The following is an 18,463-nucleotide window of genomic DNA, read 5'->3' on the forward strand; positions in this document are numbered from 1 at the left end:
TTGATTATACTCTGAACAATACCAGAAGAAAAAAGTTTCTATCATTACAATTATTAATGCTATAAAAATTGCTACTTTTGTAAGCAAAAACACGAAAGGACAAATAATATGTCACACTTGGCTACTTTAATAAACGATTTGGCGTTGATCTTGATTTGTGCAGGAATCATGACGCTATTGTTCAAGAAACTGAAACAGCCGTTGGTGTTGGGGTATGTAGTGGCAGGTTTTCTGGCCAGTCCGCATATGCCATATACCCCCTCGGTGATGGATACGGCTAATATACAGACTTGGGCGGATATCGGTGTAATATTCCTTTTGTTCGCACTGGGACTGGAATTTAGTTTCAAGAAAATTGTAAAAGTTGGTGGAGCGGCTATCATTGCTGCCTGTACCATCATATTCTGTATGATTCTTTTGGGAATAACCGTCGGTACGGGCTTTGGCTGGCAGCGTATGGACAGTATTTTCCTGGGAGGTATGATTGCCATGTCTTCCACTACCATTATTTATAAAGCGTTCGATGATTTGGGAATGCGTAAGAAGCAATTCACCGGATTGGTGCTTAGCGTTCTGATATTGGAAGATATTCTTGCTATTGTCTTGATGGTGATGCTGTCTACCATGGCGGTAAGGCATAATTTTGAAGGTTCGGAAATGCTGGAAAGTATCGGAAAACTGCTCTTCTTCCTGATACTTTGGTTTGTAGTTGGTATCTACCTGATACCCGAATTGCTGAAGCGATGTCGTAAGTTGATGAATGAAGAAACACTGCTTATTGTCTCTCTTGGACTTTGTTTCGGTATGGTGGTTATGGCTGCTCATACGGGTTTCTCTGCTGCATTCGGAGCTTTTATCATGGGTTCCATTCTTGCTGAAACGGTTGAGGCTGAGAGTATAGAACGGTTAGTGAAACCGGTGAAAGATCTTTTTGGTGCCGTATTCTTCGTGTCGGTAGGTATGATGGTGGATCCTGCAATGATTGTGGAATATGCATTTCCTATCATTGTAATAACACTGGCTGTTATTCTGGGACAGTCCTTGTTCGGTACGCTGGGTGTGCTGTTGGCGGGGCAGCCTTTGAAGACGGCTATGCAATGCGGTTTCAGTTTAACTCAGATTGGTGAGTTTGCTTTTATTATCGCATCGTTGGGGGTGTCGCTCCATGTGACGAGTGATTTTCTGTATCCTATTGTGGTGGCAGTTTCGGTTATTACCACCTTTCTTACTCCCTATATGATTCGCTTTGCCGAGCCAGCTTCAAATTTTGTTGATACTCATTTGCCGGCAAAGTGGAAAAACTTTCTGTTGCATTACTCATCCGGTTCACAGACTATGAATCATGAGAGCCTGTGGAAGAAGTTTATTTTGGCTTTGATGCGAATCACTATTGTCTATTCCATAGTGAGCATTGCGGTTGTTGCGTTAGCTTTCCGCTTTCTCGTTCCGTTGCTTTTGGAACATATACCCGGAATCTGGGGGAAGCTGCTTGCCGCTTTCCTTACTATTCTGTTTATTGCTCCATTCCTGCGGGCCATTATGATAAAAAAGAATCATTCGGCTGAATTTATAACTTTATGGAAGGATAGTCGGGGAAATCGTGCACCGTTGGTAGCTACAATCGTTATACGTATTCTGATAGCCGTATCTTTTGTGATGTTTGTGATAGCAGGCTTGTTTGAAGTCTCTGTTGGTTTATTGTTGGGTGTGGCTGTTTTATTGGTTACGATGATGATATTGTCCCGGCAACTGAAGAAACAGTCTATCATGATAGAGCGGAAATTCTTCCAGAATCTGCGTTATCGCGATATGCGGGCCGAGTATATGGGAGAGAAGAAACCGGAATATGCAGGACGTTTGTTGTCCCGTGACTTGCATCTGGCGGATTTCGAAATCTCCGGTGAATCGGCATGGGCGGGAAAGACGTTGCTGGAGCTTAATTTTGGAAAACAATTTGGCGTACATGTCGTCTCTATTCTTCGCGGAAGGAAGCGGATCAATATACCGGGAGCTTCCGTAAGGCTTTTTCCGGAAGATAAGATTCAGGTCATAGGTACAGATGAAGAACTGAACCAGTTTGGTACCGAAATGGAGAAAGCTTCTGCTCTAGATATGAATGTAGTTGAAAAGAGTGAAACTATTCTGCGTCAGTTCCGCGTGGATGCGCAATCAGAATTTCTGGACAAGACGATGCGTGAATCCGGTATTCGTGAGAAGTATCATTGCCTTATAGTAGGGGTGGAGAGAGGAGAAGAAGCCTTGCATGCTCCCGATGCGCATGAGCCGTTTATGGAGGACGATGTGGTATGGGTAGTGGGAGAAAAAGCCGATGTGTATAAATTAGTCGGCCAAAAGAATGAAAATATCGACATGGAATAAAGATGGAAAGTTTATCTTTGTTCCGTAAACATAAATAATAAACCAAGAATATCATGAAAAGTGATCCGAAAGAATGTCTGTATTGTCAGAATAACGAGACGCTGCACAATCTGATGATTGAGTTTGCCGAACTGAGTGTATCCCGTGTGTTTTTGTTTAAGGAACAAACATACAGAGGGCGTTGCCTTGTGTCTTACAAAGACCACGTCAATGATTTGAATGAATTGAGCGATGAAGATCGTAATGCTTTTATGGAGGATGTGGCGCGTGTGACGCGTGCCATGCAGAAAGCGTTTAATCCCGAAAAGATTAATTATGGTGCATATTCCGATAAGTTGTCACATCTGCACTTTCATCTTGCTCCCAAATATGTAGATGGTCCCGATTACGGTGGTATTTTCCAGATGAACCCGGGAAAAGTATACTTAACGGATGCTGAATACAAAGAATTGATTGAGGCTGTGAAGAAAGAGCTTTGATAGTGATTAGGGGTGAGTGATTACTCACCCCTAGTCGCTAATTAAAGTTTATTCAGTATTTTGTCCATTGCCCAATTAGTGAGCGTTGCGCTTGCTCCATCGCAAGTGCAGATGGATTTGCCTAAAAGGTGGTCGACAACGGCTTGGATAAGCGGTTGTTGTACATGTTCCGGATTAGCTACCGGGATTTCTTCTCTTCCTTTTTCTGTGTGAAGGGCGATAGGATCGTATGTAAATACAGAGAAACAGATCATTCCTTTGTCTCCTATCACTTCGATGCGGTCTTCGCGTGCGGAGTCATGCGCTACGAAACACCAGGAGCCACTGCCTACCAATCCGTTATCAAACTGGAAGCATGCACTCAGAGTATCTTCGGCAGGATAAAGCCCGCCGCGGTTACTTTTATATCCGCTGGCTTCAAGGATACAACCGAACATGTTTTGCAATAAGTCAATCTGATGTGGGGCTAAATCATAGAAATAGCCACCGCCGGCAATGTCTGGTTGTACACGCCATGGGAGATTCTCCTTGTTGTAATCTAAATCACGGGGGGGCTGGGCAAAACGAATTTGAACGTTGATGACGTTGCCTATGCTTCCATCCTCTATCAATTCTTTTACTTTGAGGAAGTAGGGCAGATAGCGACGGTAATAAGCCACAAAGCAAGGAACCCCGGTTTCATTGGAGATACGGTTGATACGGCAGCACTCTTCGTAGGTTACGGCCATGGGCTTTTCTATATATACAGGCTTACCGGCTTTCATTGCCATGATAGCATAAGTGGCGTGTGAAGAGGGAGGGGTGGCAATGTAGATAGCGTTCACATCTTCATCGTCAATCAATTCTTGGGCATCATCATACCACTTTGGAATACCTCTTTCCTTAGCATAAGCTTTGGCTTTGGCGCCATCGCGACTCATGACAGCAATTACTTCCGAACCTTCCACCTTTTGGAAGGCGGGACCACTTTTATATTTGGTCACTTCTCCGCAACCAATGAATCCCCATTTAATCTTCTTTTCGCTCATAATGATGTAATGCGATTATCACTCTTTTTTATTCTTCCTCAAAATCGAATTCAAAATCAAAGTCGTCCATGAATTCGGGAGTTGTAAACTCTTCCAGAGTTCGGCGATCCTTTTTCGTGGGACGACCTGCACCTTTGGCACGGTTTATGAAACCACTGATACGGCTCATCTCCAGCAGTTCATACTGATCGGGAGTCGTAACGTTCTCCATCATTTCCGTAACGAGCTTTGCACCAATACGTTTCTCGATAGCTTGCAATACTTTGAAAGAGTAGGTCACAGGTGGTTTGCGCACTTGTATCACGTCGCCTGGTTTCACTGTACGGGCAGCCTTTGCTAATCCTCCATTGATACTGATGCGTCCTTTCTTACATGCTTCGGCGGCAATGGTACGTGTCTTGAAAATACGTACAGCCCACATCCATTTATCTATTCTTGCTTCACTCATATTGTTTTTTAGTAGTTGGTAGGAAGTAGTTAACTACTATCTACTTCTTATTAAATTGGTTCATTGTAATATCAATTCCTGCCAGGCAGAAGCTTTTGATTATATCTCCTGCAGTTTTTAAGCGTTCGTCCATGGTCTTCCAGTCTTCGTCAGTGAAGTGGCCCAGTACATAATCTATCTGACCACCTCGTGGGAACTCGTTGCCGATACCGAAACGAAGCCGGGCATAGTTCTGTGTGCCCAGGATGGCTGCAATGTGTTTTAGTCCATTGTGTCCGGCGTCGCTACCTTTTCCTTTCAAGCGCAGAGTACCAAATGGCAGAGCAAGATCATCTACTATTACTAACACGTTTTCCAATGGAATGTTCTCTTTCTGCATCCAGTATCGCACGGCATTTCCGCTGAGGTTCATGAATGTAGAAGGTTTCAGCAGTAAAAGCTGGCGTCCTTTCACGGATAGGGTAGTGGTAAAGCCGTAGCGGCCATCATTGAAAGTGGTCCCTGCTTCTTTTGCCAATGCATCCACTACCATGAATCCTATATTATGGCGGGTTTCGTGATAGTCAGGACCGATATTTCCTAATCCAACAATTAAGTATTTCATTTCTCTGAGAAATTGTATCTTTTCACCACGGGGTTGCGCTGAATTTCACATAGCTTTTTCTTTAATAATATAATTCTATGATGCTCTGTGTAACTCTGTGGTGAATAATTATAGAAACAAGGAACGCGGATTATCACAGCTTTCGCGGATTAATGAAATCTGCGTCTTCTGCGTTAATCCGCGTTCCGGAATGTGTCTTCTTGTGAAAGAGCTGATTAGTTGCCAGCAGCAGCGGCAGCACCTCTTGCAGCACGAGTCAGTTTAACTGCGCATACAACAGCTTCTTTTGCGTTCATCAATTCCAGACCTTCGAAGCTCAACTCGCCAACTTTAACAGTCTTACCCAGACCCAAGTGAGCAACGTTTACTGTCAGTTTTTCCGGAATAATGTTATATAAAGCTTTTACTTTTAGCTTACGCATCTGCAATACCAACTTACCACCGGCTTTTACACCTTCTGCCAAACCTTCCATCTGTACAGGAACTTCCATTACGATGGGTTTAGACTCGTCAATCTGATAGAAGTCAACGTGCAGGATTGTATCTTTTACCGGGTGGAATTGAATATCTTTCATGATAGCGTTGACTTTCTTGCCGTCAATAACCAAGTCAACTACGTAGATGTGCGGAGTATAAACCAAGTTACGAAGACCATCGGCAGGTACAGTGAAGTGAACATTTTCACCTGCCCCATAGAGTACGCAGGGTACACCGTTGTCTTTACGAATCGCTTTCAAAGCTCTTGCTTGTTCCGAAGAACGTTCTGCAATAGTTCTTGCAGTACCTTTTACTTCAATTGATTTCATTTTTTAATTTTTTGTGTTACTCTAAATTAAGTTATTTTGTTGCTTAATTCACCATCGCACGATGTGGGGTTAGCCACACAATGTTGCAAAAAAGCGGTGCAAAAGTACAGCTTCTTTTTGAATTATCAAAGAGTTGGCTCTTCAAAATCAATATCAATCTTGATTTCTCCGTTCAATTCCATTTCTTTGGTATTCATTTCAGCTATAGCATCCAACTCAGTTTCTGCATTTTCATCCGCTTCTGCATTCATATCGCTTATAACTTCCAACATTTCTTTCCGGTTAATGAAGTCAATAGCTTCGTTCAGGCCGTTCATGAATTTCTCAAAATCTTCTCTATATAAGAAAATCTTATGTTTTTCAAAACTTACCTGCAAATCTTCACCTTCGCCGGTCACTACCTTCTTACTTTCAGTAATGGCCAGGAACATTTCATCTTTTCTGTTCTTCTTTACATCCAGATAGTAGATTCGTTTACCTGCTTTAATGGATTTGGAGAATACAATCTCCTTATCGTTCATGTCCGCACCGTTTTTCTTCTTTAAGTCTTCCATATTTTAGGTTTCTTGTTGTAATTGGCTTCAAAAATGACGATTTTTTTTAAACTGTCAAAAGAAAAAGCCCGGATAATGAATATCTGCATTAAAAAATGTGATTTATTTGCGTAAACTCATTAAAAATGTCTACTTTTGCATCTCGTTAACAACAGTATTGATTAATAGATTTATGATTAACAGAGTTCTTATTCGTCTTAAGATTATACAGATTGTATATGCTTATTATCAGAATGGCAGTAAAAATTTAGACTCAGCGGAGAAAGAATTATTCTTTAGTCTTTCAAAAGCGTATGACCTTTATAATTATTTGCTGATGCTGATGGTAGCTCTGACGACTTACGCACAAAAACGCATTGATGCGGCAAAGTCCAAGTTAGCTCCGACCGCGGAGGAGTTGTATCCCAACATGAAATTCGTAGAAAACAAGTTCGTTTCACAACTGGAAGTGAATAAGCAGTTGATGGAGTTTGCTGCCAACCAGAAACGTTCGTGGGCAAATGACGAAGATTTTATCAAGGGTTTGTATGACAAGATTATAGTTTCTGATATATATAAGGAATATATGGCTTCGTCTGATAAATCTTATGAAGTTGACCGTGAACTATGGAGAAAGCTCTATAAGGCATTTGTTTTCAATAACGAAGAGTTGGATGTTTTGCTGGAAGATCAGAGCCTTTATTGGAATGATGACAAAGAAATAGTAGACACTTTCGTGCTGAAGACGATTAAACGTTTTGAGGCAAAAAATGGTGCTAACCAGACTTTGTTGCCGGAATTTAAGGATGAGGAAGATCAGGAGTTTGCCCGTCGCTTGTTCCGTCGCGCTATACTGAACTGTGACTATTACCGTCATCTGATCAGTGAAAATACACGCAACTGGGATTTGGATCGTGTAGCCTTTATGGATGTGATAATAATGCAATGCGCATTGGCGGAAATTCTAAGTTTTCCGAACATTCCGGTAAGTGTTTCGTTAAATGAGTATGTTGAGATCGCTAAAGTCTATAGTACGATAAAGAGCGGAAGTTTCGTAAACGGTACATTGGACGGAATAGTTAATCAATTAAAAAAAGAAGGTAAGTTAGCGAAAAACTGATACCTTTGTTGAGTATTAAAAACTAAAAACGAATATTTTATGAATTTAATGACCGTATTCTTGCAAGCTCCTGCCGCAGCTCCTGGTGGTGGTAGCATGATGTGGATTCTTCTGATTGCTATGTTTGCTATCATGTATTTTTTCATGATTCGTCCGCAAAACAAAAAGCAGAAAGAAATTGCAAACTTCCGTAAATCACTTCAAGTAAACCAAAAGGTGATTACTGCCGGCGGTATTCATGGTGTGATTAAAGAAATTAATGACAATGATATAGTACTTGAAATCGCTTCTAACGTTAAGATTAGAATAGATAAAAATTCTATATTTGCGGCTGCTGCTGATGCTAACAGTAATCAGGCTGCTAAATAATTTTGAATAAGTGAGCCTATGATTGATCGTAGGAACATAAAACGCATATATTTAAAAACAGCGAGAAAAGTTAAGGACTTTCTGCTCAGTGATAAGAGCAGAGAGTTCTTAATTTTTTTATTCTTCTTTTTTATAGCCAGTGGTTTCTGGCTACTTCAGACGCTGAACAACGATTATGAAACGGAATTCTCCATTCCGGTACGTTTGAAGGGAGTACCCAATAATGTGGTTATAACTTCCGAACCGCCTTCTGAACTGCATATCCGGGTGAAAGACAAGGGCACGGTGCTGCTCAACTACATGCTTGGAAAGAGCTTTTTTCCTATTACTCTGGATTTTTCTGATTATAAAGGAACTGATAATCATGTACGTATCTACTCTTCACAGTTTGAGAAGAGGTTGCTTAATCAGTTGAATGTATCTACAAAACTGCTTTCTGTAAAACCTGATACTTTGGAGTATATTTATTCTACAGGTGCTTCCAAATTGGTTCCGGTAAAGCTTCAGGGCACGGTGAGTGCAGGGCGGCAATATTATATATCCGATACTGTTTGCAAGCCTGATTCTGTGTTGGCTTATGCGCCGGAGGGAGCATTGGATACCATAACCGTTGCTTATACGCAAAAAGTGAAATTCGAGGATATTTCCGATACATTGAGGCAACAGGTTCCTCTGTTGGCTCCAAGAGGAATTAAGTTTGTGCCTGCTTCGGTAGAAATGTTTTTTCCGGTAGATATTTATACTGAGAAAACGGTGGAAGTTCCCTTGCGGGGAGTTAACTTTCCGGCAGGAAAAGTGCTTCGTGCGTTCCCTTCGAAAGTCAGTGTCACCTTTCAGGTTGGTTTAAGCCGTTTCAATAAGATAACGGAAAGTGATTTCCATATCAATGTTTCTTATGAAGAACTCTTGAAACTGGGTTCGGATAAGAAGTATACAGTAAAATTGAAGTCAGTACCCAAAGGAGTTAATCAGATACGTATCAATCCGGAACAGGTCGACTTTCTTATCGAGCAAGTATCCTTCGAATATGGCGATTAAAATAGGAATAACCGGTGGTATTGGCAGTGGGAAAAGCCTTGTTTCCCGTTTGCTGGAAGTAATGGGGATTCCTGTTTATATCTCAGATATTGAGTCGAAGCGGTTGACGAATTCAGATGCTTTGATCCGTAGTGAATTGATTGCTTTGTTGGGTGAAGAGGTGTATGTCGGTGATGAACTTAACAAATCTTTGCTTGCTTCCTATATTTTTGGAGATCCTGAGCATATCCGTACAGTAAACAGTATTATCCATCCGCGGGTACGGGACGATTTCCGTCAATGGGTAGAGCATCATACTACCTATCCGGTAGTAGGCATGGAGTCTGCAATTCTGATTGAAGCAGGATTTGCAGGTGAAGTAGATGTTGTGGTTCTGGTTTATGCGCCCGAAGAAGTTCGTATCATGCGTGCCATGCAGCGTGACACCGCTTCTCGGGAATTGATAGAACGCCGTGTTCGTAGCCAGATGAGTGATGAAGAGAAGCGTACTCAGGCTGATTTTGTAATTGTAAACGACGGTGAAACTCCCTTAATTCCGCAGGTTTTGGAGGTAATAACTTCTCTATCTAAAAATATTGCTTACCTTTGCTTAAGCGAAAATAGGCTGCACCTCGGTAAAAACAAATAAATTTGCTTTTACTCTCGGTTTGCACTATCTTTGCCCACCGAAAAAATAAAATATTACTAATAAAAAATAGAACATACTATGTTGAAGACTATTTTGTCTATTTCCGGTAAACCGGGATTGTATAAACTCATTTCACAAGGTAGAAATATGTTGATCGTAGAGTCTCTCACGGACAAGAAACGCTTCCCCGCTTATGGTAACGAGAAAATAATCTCTTTGGGTGATATTGCCATGTATACGGATACGGACGACGTACCTTTGAAGGATGTATTGACTGCTATGAAAGAGAAAGAAAACGGTGCTGCCGTAGTAATGGATTTAAAGAAAGCTACCGCTGATGAACTTCGTGCTTATTTGGGTGAAGTTTTGCCGACTTTTGATCGCGATCGTGTATATCTGGCTGATATCAAAAAGCTTATTTCCTGGTACAATCTGTTAGTTGCTTGTGGAATAACTGATTTTGAAGATACAGCGGAAGCAGAAGCTACAGAAGAAGAAAAGACGGAAGAATAAATTTAAAATAAACTGTTCTTTTAACAGAAAAGGCGGATTATCAGGGTCATCCCGGATAATCCGCTTTTTTTTATGCGGTATCTTTAATTTTGATTACTTTTTTTATACCTTTGTTGCCATCCTGAGATGCAGAGTAGGCGGTGGCCTCTCTCACAAAGATTGAAGGATAATTATGGATAAAAGCGTTTAATATTATCTTGTACTTGAAATCTGGACAATTTCATGCTATTCAAGGATGATAGACAACAAACGCTCATGCTCTGTTGTATATGCATATTCAAATGTACAGTACGGAGCGTGGGCTGTTGTATATTATTTGAATAGTGGCAGTCCAGAGCCCCAGGTACAGTAATAACAGCAGTTCCCACGCTTTTTTTATATGAATTTATTGCCTTTAAGGGGGACTTGAGGCTGGCATTAATTAAGATGGAAGAGCATAAGAGCGTAACAGTACAGGTGGATAAAGCCGCTGGTAAGATATATGTGGATGGAGTGTTGCCGAACGCTACGCTTTGTTTATATCATATCCGGGGGAAGGTGATTGAGGTAAAACAGGCGAGGGAAGAGAACGCTTCGTTTGATTTGCCATGTTCTGGAGAGTATGTGTTGGTTGTAACGCATGCGTTGTCCGTACCAGTTGTTAAGCAGCTCGTTATAGAATAAGAAAAAAGCTGCCTTGCCTTCAGCGGCAAGACAGCTTTTTTTATTTGCGGATATTTTAGTTTAGTTTTTGAATACCAGTCCTTCACCACCGGCGTCTACTATAATTGGTTTACTGCGGTCTACTTCCTGAGCGAGCAGCTTTTTCGACAAGTCATTCAGTAAGTAATGTTGGATGGCTCGTTTCACCGGACGGGCACCAAATTCCGGATCATATCCGACTTTTGTTAAGAACTCTATAGCTCCATTCGTCAATATCAGTTCCACACCATTTTGGGCCAGCATCTTTTGTACACCTTTTATCTGGAGTACTACAATCTGCTTGATTTCGCTTTCATTCAAGGGCAGGAACATGATTGTCTCATCAATACGGTTCAGGAATTCCGGGCGAATTGTCTTTTTCAACATATTCATCACTTCCTTCTTCGTTTCTTCAATTACTTGTTCCTTGTTAGTACCATTCAGCTTTTCCATCTGATTCTGAATGTAAGCACTTCCCATGTTGGACGTCATAATGATGATGGTGTTCTTGAAGTTTACCACACGTCCCTTATTGTCTGTCAATCGTCCGTCATCCAATACTTGCAGCAAGATGTTGAATACATCCGGATGCGCCTTCTCTATTTCGTCGAATAGTACGACTGAGTATGGTTTGCGGCGAATAGCTTCAGTCAATTGTCCACCTTCATCATAGCCTACATATCCCGGAGGCGCTCCAACCAGGCGTGATACACTATGCTTTTCCTGATATTCACTCATGTCGATACGCGTCATCATGCTTTCATCGTCGAAGAGGAATTCGGCGAGTGCCTTGGCAAGTTCCGTTTTACCCACACCGGTGGTACCGAGGAAGATAAACGAACCAATCGGACGTTTCGGATCTTGCAGACCTGCACGACTACGACGTACGGCATCGGCAACAGCTTCAATGGCTTCATCTTGTCCGATGACACGCTGGTGAAGTTCATCTTCCAGATGCAACAGTTTATCCTTTTCGCTTTGCAGCATCTTGCTGACAGGGATGCCTGTCCAACGGGATACTACATCTGCAATGTCTTCGGCATCTACTTCTTCCTTAATCATGGCTTTGTCGCCCTGCATAGCATGAAGCTCCTTTTGAGTATCCTCAATTTCCTGATTCAAAGCCTGCAACTTACCGTAACGGATTTCGGCAACTTTACCGTAATCTCCTTCACGTTCAGCTTTGTCAGCTTCGAATTTAAGATTTTCTATTTCAACCTTATTCTGCTGGATTCTGTTGACCAATGTCTTTTCACTTTGCCATTTGGCTTTGTACGATTTTTCCTGTTCTTTCAGTTCGGCAAGTTCCTTACCGATTTGTTCCAGTTTCGGTTTATCGTTTTCGCGTTTGATGGCTTCGCGCTCAATCTCCAGTTGTTTGATCTTACGTGAAATTTCATCCAGTTCCTCCGGTACGGAGTCTACTTCCATACGTAACTTGGCAGCGGCTTCATCCATCAGGTCGATAGCCTTATCCGGCAAGAAACGATCTGTAATATAGCGATTGCTCAGTTCTACGGCAGCTATGATGGCATCATCTTTAATCCGTACATGATGATGATTCTCGTAACGCTCCTTCAATCCACGCAAGATGGAGATAGTGCTCAATGTATCCGGTTCGTTCACGTATACAATCTGGAAACGACGCTCCAGTGCCTTATCTTTTTCGAAGTATTTCTGATACTCGTCAAGAGTTGTTGCACCGATGCTTCTTAACTCACCGCGCGCTAATGCAGGTTTCAGAATATTGGCAGCATCCATGGCACCTTCACCCTTTCCGGCACCAACCAGCGTGTGAATTTCATCAATGAAGAGAATGATATCTCCTTCTGATTTCTTCACCTCATTGATAACGGCTTTCAGACGTTCTTCAAATTCACCTTTATACTTTGCTCCGGCAACCAGCGCACCCATATCCAATGAGTAAACTTGCTTGTTCTTCAGATTCTCAGGCACGTCACCGCGCAGGATACGATGGGCAAGTCCTTCCACAATGGCAGTCTTACCGGTACCCGGTTCACCTATTAATATAGGATTGTTTTTGGTACGGCGACTCAGGATTTGCAATACACGACGGATTTCTTCATCACGGCCGATAACCGGGTCGAGCTTTCCGCTACGGGCAGCTTCATTCAGGTTGATGGCATACTTTTCCAGTGACTGATAAGTATCCTCGCTGGATTGTGAAGTAACTTTTTCTCCTTTGCGCAGTTCTGTGATGGCTCCTCGGAGCTCGTGCTCAGTCATTCCCGCATCTTTTAGGATGGTGGCAACTGTGCTTTTTACAGTCAGCAATGCCAATAGCAAATGTTCCAGTGAAACAAATTCGTCACCCATCTCTTTGGAATACTGGGTAGCCTTCTGGAATACTTCGTTCGTTTCACGACTCAGGTAAGGCTCTCCACCCGAAACTTTGGGTAAGGAATCGGTTTGTTTGTCAAGGACGAGTGCGATCTGCTGTCCGTTCATACCCAGTTTCTGGAAAATGAAGTTAGTGACGTTTTCGCCCACCTTCATCACCCCCTGCATAACATGAACCGGCTCGATAGCCTGCTGTCCACGGCTCTTGGCTAGGTTCAGCGCTTCTTGCACCGCCTCTTGCGATTTAATGGTAAAGTTGTTAAAGTTCATATCTTATATCTCCTTTCTATTTTTCATTTTCAATAACACTTGAATGGGCGCAAAAGATTTGCCAATAGTCTGTACCTGACAATTTTACAGTTAAAAGATGAAAGGTAATGCCAAAATGTCTTTATTGTGCCACACGTGGGATTACTTGTCAAATAACATTCATCAATCCCTAGTGTTGGTAAACCGTCCTTTCGGCATGGCTACACCCTTTCTCCCGGATGGCTACACCCTTTGGAGGTGATGGCTACACCATCCGAAGGAAAGGGTGTAGCCATGCAAAAGTAGCGTTATAACTATCTCCTGAGCGGATTCAGACCGGTTTTACTATATTCCGTCCCGATATCGCCATGTAACATTTTTATACTTCCGGAAGTTTTTTAAAAAGTGCTACTTTGAGTTGTTACCTTTTAACTGGAAGAAATAAACAATGGACTAGCAATACTAAAAATATACTAATGTGTAAATTTTGAGTAAAACTAGTGCAGGGCTGAAAGGAATATTGTATCTTTATCCCTCAAAAATAGATATAGAATAGATTATGGCAGAAAATGTAAAGCTCGCAGAGAATGTGATACTGGTGGACGTAGCATACTTTAATGACGTAGTTAAAGATCTGAAGAGATATTTTGAGTTGCAGCTGGGACGTCCGTTGCAGAATATTTATGTAGAAGAGTGGGCTTCTTATCTGGCATTGGATTCCGGTGTTCGTGATAAGGATAATAACATAGAAGTACTTTTTGTACATGACAGCCAGAGCAATAAGTTGCTTCACTGCGATCCGTCTGATTTGAATAAAGATTTGAACGGGGTAGGCTATACAAATCAGTTAGGTGAGTTTACATTCACTTCTGTATCTTCCGAAGGATTGGTTCCACGGGCAAATCTCTATCTTGATCTGCTGAATATAGCACTTAACTCTGCCGATGTTAAACGGCTTATGCTGGTTCCGTTTATTGATGATTACGGTGCAAAACTTATGGAAGCTCTGGATGAGTATTTAAGAAATGCTGATACTGAAAACTCAAAAGGATTGTTCCTTTTCAATATGGATGAACCTGCGCATCCCCTTGGTTGCAAATGGGATTTACTGGGTTACTCCATGATGCGTGCATTGGGCATCAAGGCCGAAGAACTGGAATAATACCTGTTTCTAATCACTAATCGCTAACTTTTAATCACTAACTTCCGTGTCTGATTTTCGTTTGAAAGTATTTCAGTCTGTAGCGAAGAACCTGAGTTTCACGAAAGCTTCGCAAGAGTTGTTTGTCAGCCAGCCTGCCATAACAAAGCATATACAAGAGTTGGAAAGCACTTATCAGGTGCGGTTGTTTGATAGGCAAGGTAGCAAGATTAGTTTGACCGAAGCGGGAAAGTTACTTTTGGAACATTGTGGCCGTATTCTGGAAGATTATAAGCGATTGGAATATGAGATGCATTTGCTGCATAATGAATATACCGGAGAATTGCGTCTGGGTGCCAGTACTACCATTGCCCAATATGTTTTACCTCCATTGCTTGCCAGCTTCATCAAAAAGTTTCCGCAAGTAAATCTTTCATTGATGAACGGCAATTCACGTGAGATAGAAGCGGCTTTGCAGGAACACCGCATAGATCTTGGGTTAGTGGAAGGTGTTTTCCGTTTACCAAATCTGAAATATACTACTTTTTTGGAGGATGAACTGGTGGCTGTGACACGTACGGGAAGTAAACTGCAGGTAGGTGAAGAAATTACTCCCGAAGAGTTGCTTCGTATTCCTTTAGTGCTTCGTGAAAGAGGATCGGGCACCTTGGATGTTTTTGAGAAAGCATTGCAACAGCATAATATAAAGTTATCGTCTCTTCAGGTATTAATGTATCTGGGTAGTACGGAAAGTATCAAACTTTTCCTGGAACACACTGATTGCATGGGAATTGTCTCCATCCGTTCTATCACCCGTGAACTCTATGCCGGACAACTGCGTGTCGTTGAGATAAAAGACATGGTTATGCTTCGTGATTTTAGTTTTGCCCAACCTCAGGGACAGGAGAGCGGGCTTTCCCAGGTCTTTATGCAGTTTGCTGCACATCATAACCATAAGTTATAGCGTATAAACAGATACAATTGGTGTATATAGGTATAGAAGCCTACCTTTGCACCCGGAAATCAGAAATAATATAAATATTGATATACAAGAAAAATTATGGCTTCAATTCAAACTGCGAGTGTAAGCACTCTGGCGTATCTTCAACGGAAGAACAAAATTACTTATGTGTCTTTAGTGGTGCTTTTATCAATCTTCTTATTATTGGATTATATCCCTGGCTATTCTACTTGGGTGACACCTCCTGTCGCTTTGTTCCTGGGGTTGATTTTTGCTTTGTCAAGCGGGCAGGCACATCCGAAGTTTAATAAGAAAGTATCCAAATATCTTTTGCAGTATTCAGTGGTGGGATTGGGATTCGGTATGAATCTTCAGGCATCTTTAGCTTCGGGTAAAGAAGGAATGGAGTTCACTGTTATTTCAGTAGTGGGCACTATGCTTATCGGTTGGTTCATCGGTCGTAAATTCCTGAAGGTAGACCGTGATACTTCTTACCTCATTAGTTCCGGTACAGCTATCTGTGGTGGTAGCGCTATTGCGGCGGTAGGTCCTGTGTTGCGGGCAAAAGATACGGAAATGTCTGTAGCGCTGGGTACTATCTTTATTCTGAACGCTATTGCACTGTTTATCTTTCCGGTAATTGGCCATGCTTTAGATATGAGTCAGCAAGAATTCGGAACATGGGCGGCAATTGCTATACACGATACAAGTTCGGTAGTAGGTGCCGGTGCGGCTTATGGTGAAGAAGCTTTGCAAATTGCTACGACCATTAAATTGACACGTGCCTTGTGGATTATTCCTTTGGCTTTGATTACTTCTTTTGTATTCAAGAGTAAAGGACAGAAGATAAGTATCCCCTGGTTTATTTTCTTCTTTATTCTGGCTATGGTATTCAATACATATGTATTAAATTCATCGGAAACCGGTATTATGATAGGAGAGGGAATTAACAGTCTGGCCAGAAAGACACTGACTATCACTTTGTTCTTTATCGGTGCTTCCCTTTCACGTGATGTATTGAAGGCAGTGGGTATCAAACCACTTATTCAAGGTGTGTTGTTGTGGGTTGCAATTAGCGTAAGCACGCTGGCGTATATTTATTGGTTCTAAAGAAAGCACTTATTAATATAAGGTATGCGGCAGAAGAAAATTTCTTTTGCCGCATACCTTATATAAAATTCATTTTCTTTGTAACAAAGTTCTGTCCTTTTACGTCTAATCAATAGATACAACCAATAAACAGGATTGAGATACAGAAAAAGCCCATGGATGCTGAAAGTTTTAAAAATGAGTTTCTGCCCTACCACCGCAAGCTGTACAGTGTAGCCTATCGGCTGCTTGAGAATGCGGCAGATGCGGAGGACTTGGTTCAGGAAGCCTATCTGAAGCTATGGGATAAGCGGGAAGGATTGATGGTTATCAGCAACCCGGAAGCGTTCAGTGTCACTTTGGTAAAGAATATGTGCTTTGATTTACTTCGTTCAGGGAAGTATGTCTTATCCAGGCAAACTGTGGAATTGACTGCTGTACAGGATATTTCTCAAGCTGATAATCTGGAGGTACGTGACGAAGTAAGGCAAGTAAAAGATATCATAGCCCACTTGCCCGAACAGCAGCAGCGGATTGTAAACCTGCGTGATGTCAAAGGCTGTTCTTACGAAGAGATAGAACAAGTGACCGGGTTGAACTCTACAAATATCCGTGTACTGCTGTCCCGGGCGAGGAAAAGAATACGTGAGGAATTTAATAAATGGAATAACTATGAAAGTCGAGGAAATTGAAAGGCTGCTCGCCGAGTTTTATGAGGGGAACACTACCGAGAGCCAGGAAGAGGCGTTGAGAGATTATTTCAGAACAACGGAAGTGCCCGAACATCTGCAAAAGGATAAAGAAATTTTTCTTAGCCTTAACCAGGGTGCAGATAGAGATGTGGAAGTTCCTGCGGGCTTGGGGGATAAACTGAGCCGGCTGATTGATGAAAAGGCTGAAGAAGAACAACGCTTCTTCCGCCCTAACAAATCCAGACGTAACTGGCGCTGGATTGGGAGTGTTGCAGCAACCATACTGGTAATTATAGGCATCGGATATGGCGTGGAAAATCTGGGAAAAGATGTATGTCCGCCCACACCGCAGGATACATTCTCTGATCCGGAAGAAGCTTATCAGGTTTTGCAAGCCACTTTGATTGAAGTTTCCACCAATTTGAACCAAGGCATTGCCCAGGTGAAGGAAACTCAATTGGATATGAAAAAAGTGAATCAGGAAGTAAAAAAAGAAATGCAAAGATAAACGATTATGAAACTCAACAAAATTTTATTGGCAGGTGTGCTGTTGATGCTCCCCCTGCTCTGCCAGGCGCAGAAAAATATATTCAATACGTATAATGATATGAAAGGGGTTTCCTCTGTTTATATCTCAAAAGCGATGATTGAAATGAACCCCAATCTTTTCACGAAGGATATCTATATTGGGAAAGTATCCGGTAAGCTGGAAAGTGTACAGATTGTTTCTACAATGGATAATAATATCAAGAAGGATTTGCGGAAAGATTTGCGTGCACTGGTACAGTCGTCCAAATATGAGCTGTTGATGAAGCAGAAGGGGAATGTCTCCAGTTCCGAATTCTATATTAACAGGAAAGGAGATAAGGTGAAGGAACTGATTATGATTATAGACGGCGCTGCTAACTTGAAGTTCGTTTATCTGGAAGGAGAAATGACTTTGAAAGATATTCAGAATATCATGATGTATCAAAATACCAGTATGAATGCGGGAGGGAATGTTTACCGCATTGATGGCAATATTGACTTGGCGAATGCTAGCAATTGGGAGGATTTAAAAAGATTGGAGGACTTGCGAGGATTAGAAGGATTGAAGAGTCTGGAAAGCCTGAAGAGCCTGGAAAGTTTAAAGGGATTGAAAAGTTTGAAAGACTTAAGTAAACTAAAGGATAGCGAATATCTGAAGAAACAGATGGATGCCGATTCCTGGAAACGTTTTGAAGAGAGCATGGAGATGCTGGAAGAGCGTTTAGAAAACCTGGAATAGGATATCCTGCTGATAGGTGTAAATAGTTTGTTGAAAAGGGGAACCGATTCCGGTTCCCCTTTATTATGAGAGAAAGT

The 18,463-nt window shown here is 41.8% G+C and carries 20 protein-coding genes; 14 read left to right on the top strand and 6 right to left on the bottom strand.

Going from position 1 to position 18,463, the window contains the following annotated elements:
- The first annotated feature begins 108 nt into the window (after positions 1-108).
- Positions 109-2,379: a monovalent cation:proton antiporter family protein gene (locus VYM24_RS13730; protein ID WP_330940257.1), complete on the top strand. Its 2,271-nt coding sequence runs from the start codon at positions 109-111 to the stop codon at positions 2,377-2,379.
- A gap of 53 nt (positions 2,380-2,432) precedes the next feature.
- The gene (locus VYM24_RS13735; RefSeq protein WP_299092099.1) at positions 2,433-2,858 is read left to right on the top strand and encodes an HIT family protein; all 426 of its coding nucleotides are present in this window, start codon (positions 2,433-2,435) and stop codon (positions 2,856-2,858) included.
- Between the two features lie 41 nt (positions 2,859-2,899).
- Here VYM24_RS13735 and VYM24_RS13740 read toward each other — a convergent pair whose 3' ends face one another.
- The 5 genes from VYM24_RS13740 to VYM24_RS13760 form a co-directional block, all read right to left on the bottom strand.
- On the bottom strand, positions 2,900-3,886 hold the full coding sequence (locus VYM24_RS13740) for a Gfo/Idh/MocA family protein (protein ID WP_044265008.1): 987 nt from the start codon (positions 3,884-3,886) through the stop codon (positions 2,900-2,902).
- 28 nt (positions 3,887-3,914) lie between these two features.
- Positions 3,915-4,334 (bottom strand): RNA-binding S4 domain-containing protein, encoded by a 420-nt coding sequence (locus VYM24_RS13745; RefSeq protein WP_291554687.1) that lies wholly within the window; start codon positions 4,332-4,334, stop codon positions 3,915-3,917.
- A gap of 40 nt (positions 4,335-4,374) precedes the next feature.
- Complete coding sequence (gene pth, locus VYM24_RS13750) at positions 4,375-4,938, bottom strand: aminoacyl-tRNA hydrolase (protein WP_330940258.1); 564 nt, start codon at positions 4,936-4,938, stop codon at positions 4,375-4,377.
- Positions 4,939-5,153: 215 nt separating this feature from the next.
- Complete coding sequence (locus VYM24_RS13755; protein ID WP_291554692.1) at positions 5,154-5,744, bottom strand: 50S ribosomal protein L25/general stress protein Ctc; 591 nt, start codon at positions 5,742-5,744, stop codon at positions 5,154-5,156.
- A 125-nt stretch (positions 5,745-5,869) separates the two neighbouring features.
- Positions 5,870-6,298 carry a PUR family DNA/RNA-binding protein gene (locus tag VYM24_RS13760; protein WP_299092095.1) on the bottom strand — a complete coding sequence of 143 codons (429 nt, stop codon included), beginning with the start codon at positions 6,296-6,298 and terminating at the stop codon, positions 5,870-5,872.
- Between the two features lie 172 nt (positions 6,299-6,470).
- Here VYM24_RS13760 and nusB point away from each other — a divergent pair, with 172 nt between their 5' ends.
- From nusB to VYM24_RS13790, 6 genes are all read left to right on the top strand, one after another.
- The gene (gene nusB, locus VYM24_RS13765; protein ID WP_007213183.1) at positions 6,471-7,397 is read left to right on the top strand and encodes a transcription antitermination factor NusB; all 927 of its coding nucleotides are present in this window, start codon (positions 6,471-6,473) and stop codon (positions 7,395-7,397) included.
- A 39-nt stretch (positions 7,398-7,436) separates the two neighbouring features.
- The gene (gene yajC, locus VYM24_RS13770) at positions 7,437-7,766 is read left to right on the top strand and encodes a preprotein translocase subunit YajC (protein ID WP_007213184.1); all 330 of its coding nucleotides are present in this window, start codon (positions 7,437-7,439) and stop codon (positions 7,764-7,766) included.
- Positions 7,767-7,784: 18 nt separating this feature from the next.
- Positions 7,785-8,804, top strand: a complete 1,020-nt coding sequence (locus VYM24_RS13775; RefSeq protein WP_291554697.1) for a CdaR family protein — start codon at positions 7,785-7,787, stop codon at positions 8,802-8,804.
- A complete protein-coding gene (coaE, locus tag VYM24_RS13780; RefSeq protein WP_330940259.1) occupies positions 8,794-9,432 on the top strand; it encodes a dephospho-CoA kinase in 639 nt (212 codons plus the stop codon). The genes VYM24_RS13775 and coaE overlap by 11 nt, the downstream gene beginning before the upstream one ends.
- A gap of 78 nt (positions 9,433-9,510) precedes the next feature.
- Positions 9,511-9,945 carry a DUF5606 family protein gene (locus VYM24_RS13785; protein WP_291554701.1) on the top strand — a complete coding sequence of 145 codons (435 nt, stop codon included), beginning with the start codon at positions 9,511-9,513 and terminating at the stop codon, positions 9,943-9,945.
- Between the two features lie 405 nt (positions 9,946-10,350).
- Positions 10,351-10,608 carry a hypothetical protein gene (locus VYM24_RS13790; protein WP_254884681.1) on the top strand — a complete coding sequence of 86 codons (258 nt, stop codon included), beginning with the start codon at positions 10,351-10,353 and terminating at the stop codon, positions 10,606-10,608.
- Between the two features lie 60 nt (positions 10,609-10,668).
- On the opposite strand, the gene clpB is transcribed toward VYM24_RS13790, so the two are convergent.
- A complete protein-coding gene (clpB, locus tag VYM24_RS13795) occupies positions 10,669-13,257 on the bottom strand; it encodes an ATP-dependent chaperone ClpB (RefSeq protein ID WP_299096877.1) in 2,589 nt (862 codons plus the stop codon).
- A gap of 538 nt (positions 13,258-13,795) precedes the next feature.
- On the opposite strand from clpB, the gene VYM24_RS13800 reads away from it, so the two are divergent.
- The 6 genes from VYM24_RS13800 (at position 13,796) to VYM24_RS13825 (ending at position 18,386) form a co-directional block, all read left to right on the top strand.
- Entirely contained in the window at positions 13,796-14,398 is a 603-nt protein-coding gene (locus tag VYM24_RS13800) for a DUF6621 family protein (RefSeq protein ID WP_291554706.1), read from the top strand.
- Between the two features lie 46 nt (positions 14,399-14,444).
- Positions 14,445-15,341, top strand: coding sequence for a LysR substrate-binding domain-containing protein (locus VYM24_RS13805; RefSeq protein ID WP_330940260.1), 897 nt, complete (start codon positions 14,445-14,447; stop codon positions 15,339-15,341).
- 96 nt (positions 15,342-15,437) lie between these two features.
- Positions 15,438-16,448, top strand: a complete 1,011-nt coding sequence (locus VYM24_RS13810) for a YeiH family protein (RefSeq protein WP_299096871.1) — start codon at positions 15,438-15,440, stop codon at positions 16,446-16,448.
- A gap of 155 nt (positions 16,449-16,603) precedes the next feature.
- Complete coding sequence (locus VYM24_RS13815) at positions 16,604-17,119, top strand: RNA polymerase sigma factor (protein WP_007213205.1); 516 nt, start codon at positions 16,604-16,606, stop codon at positions 17,117-17,119.
- Positions 17,100-17,627 carry a hypothetical protein gene (locus VYM24_RS13820; RefSeq protein WP_291554712.1) on the top strand — a complete coding sequence of 176 codons (528 nt, stop codon included), beginning with the start codon at positions 17,100-17,102 and terminating at the stop codon, positions 17,625-17,627. The genes VYM24_RS13815 and VYM24_RS13820 overlap by 20 nt, the downstream gene beginning before the upstream one ends.
- 6 nt (positions 17,628-17,633) lie before the next feature.
- Positions 17,634-18,386 (top strand): DUF4252 domain-containing protein, encoded by a 753-nt coding sequence (locus VYM24_RS13825; RefSeq protein ID WP_291554714.1) that lies wholly within the window; start codon positions 17,634-17,636, stop codon positions 18,384-18,386.
- Positions 18,387-18,463 lie beyond the last annotated feature (77 nt).

This window comes from Bacteroides sp. MSB163 (assembly GCF_036416795.1).
GTDB lineage: Bacteria > Bacteroidota > Bacteroidia > Bacteroidales > Bacteroidaceae > Bacteroides > Bacteroides maternus.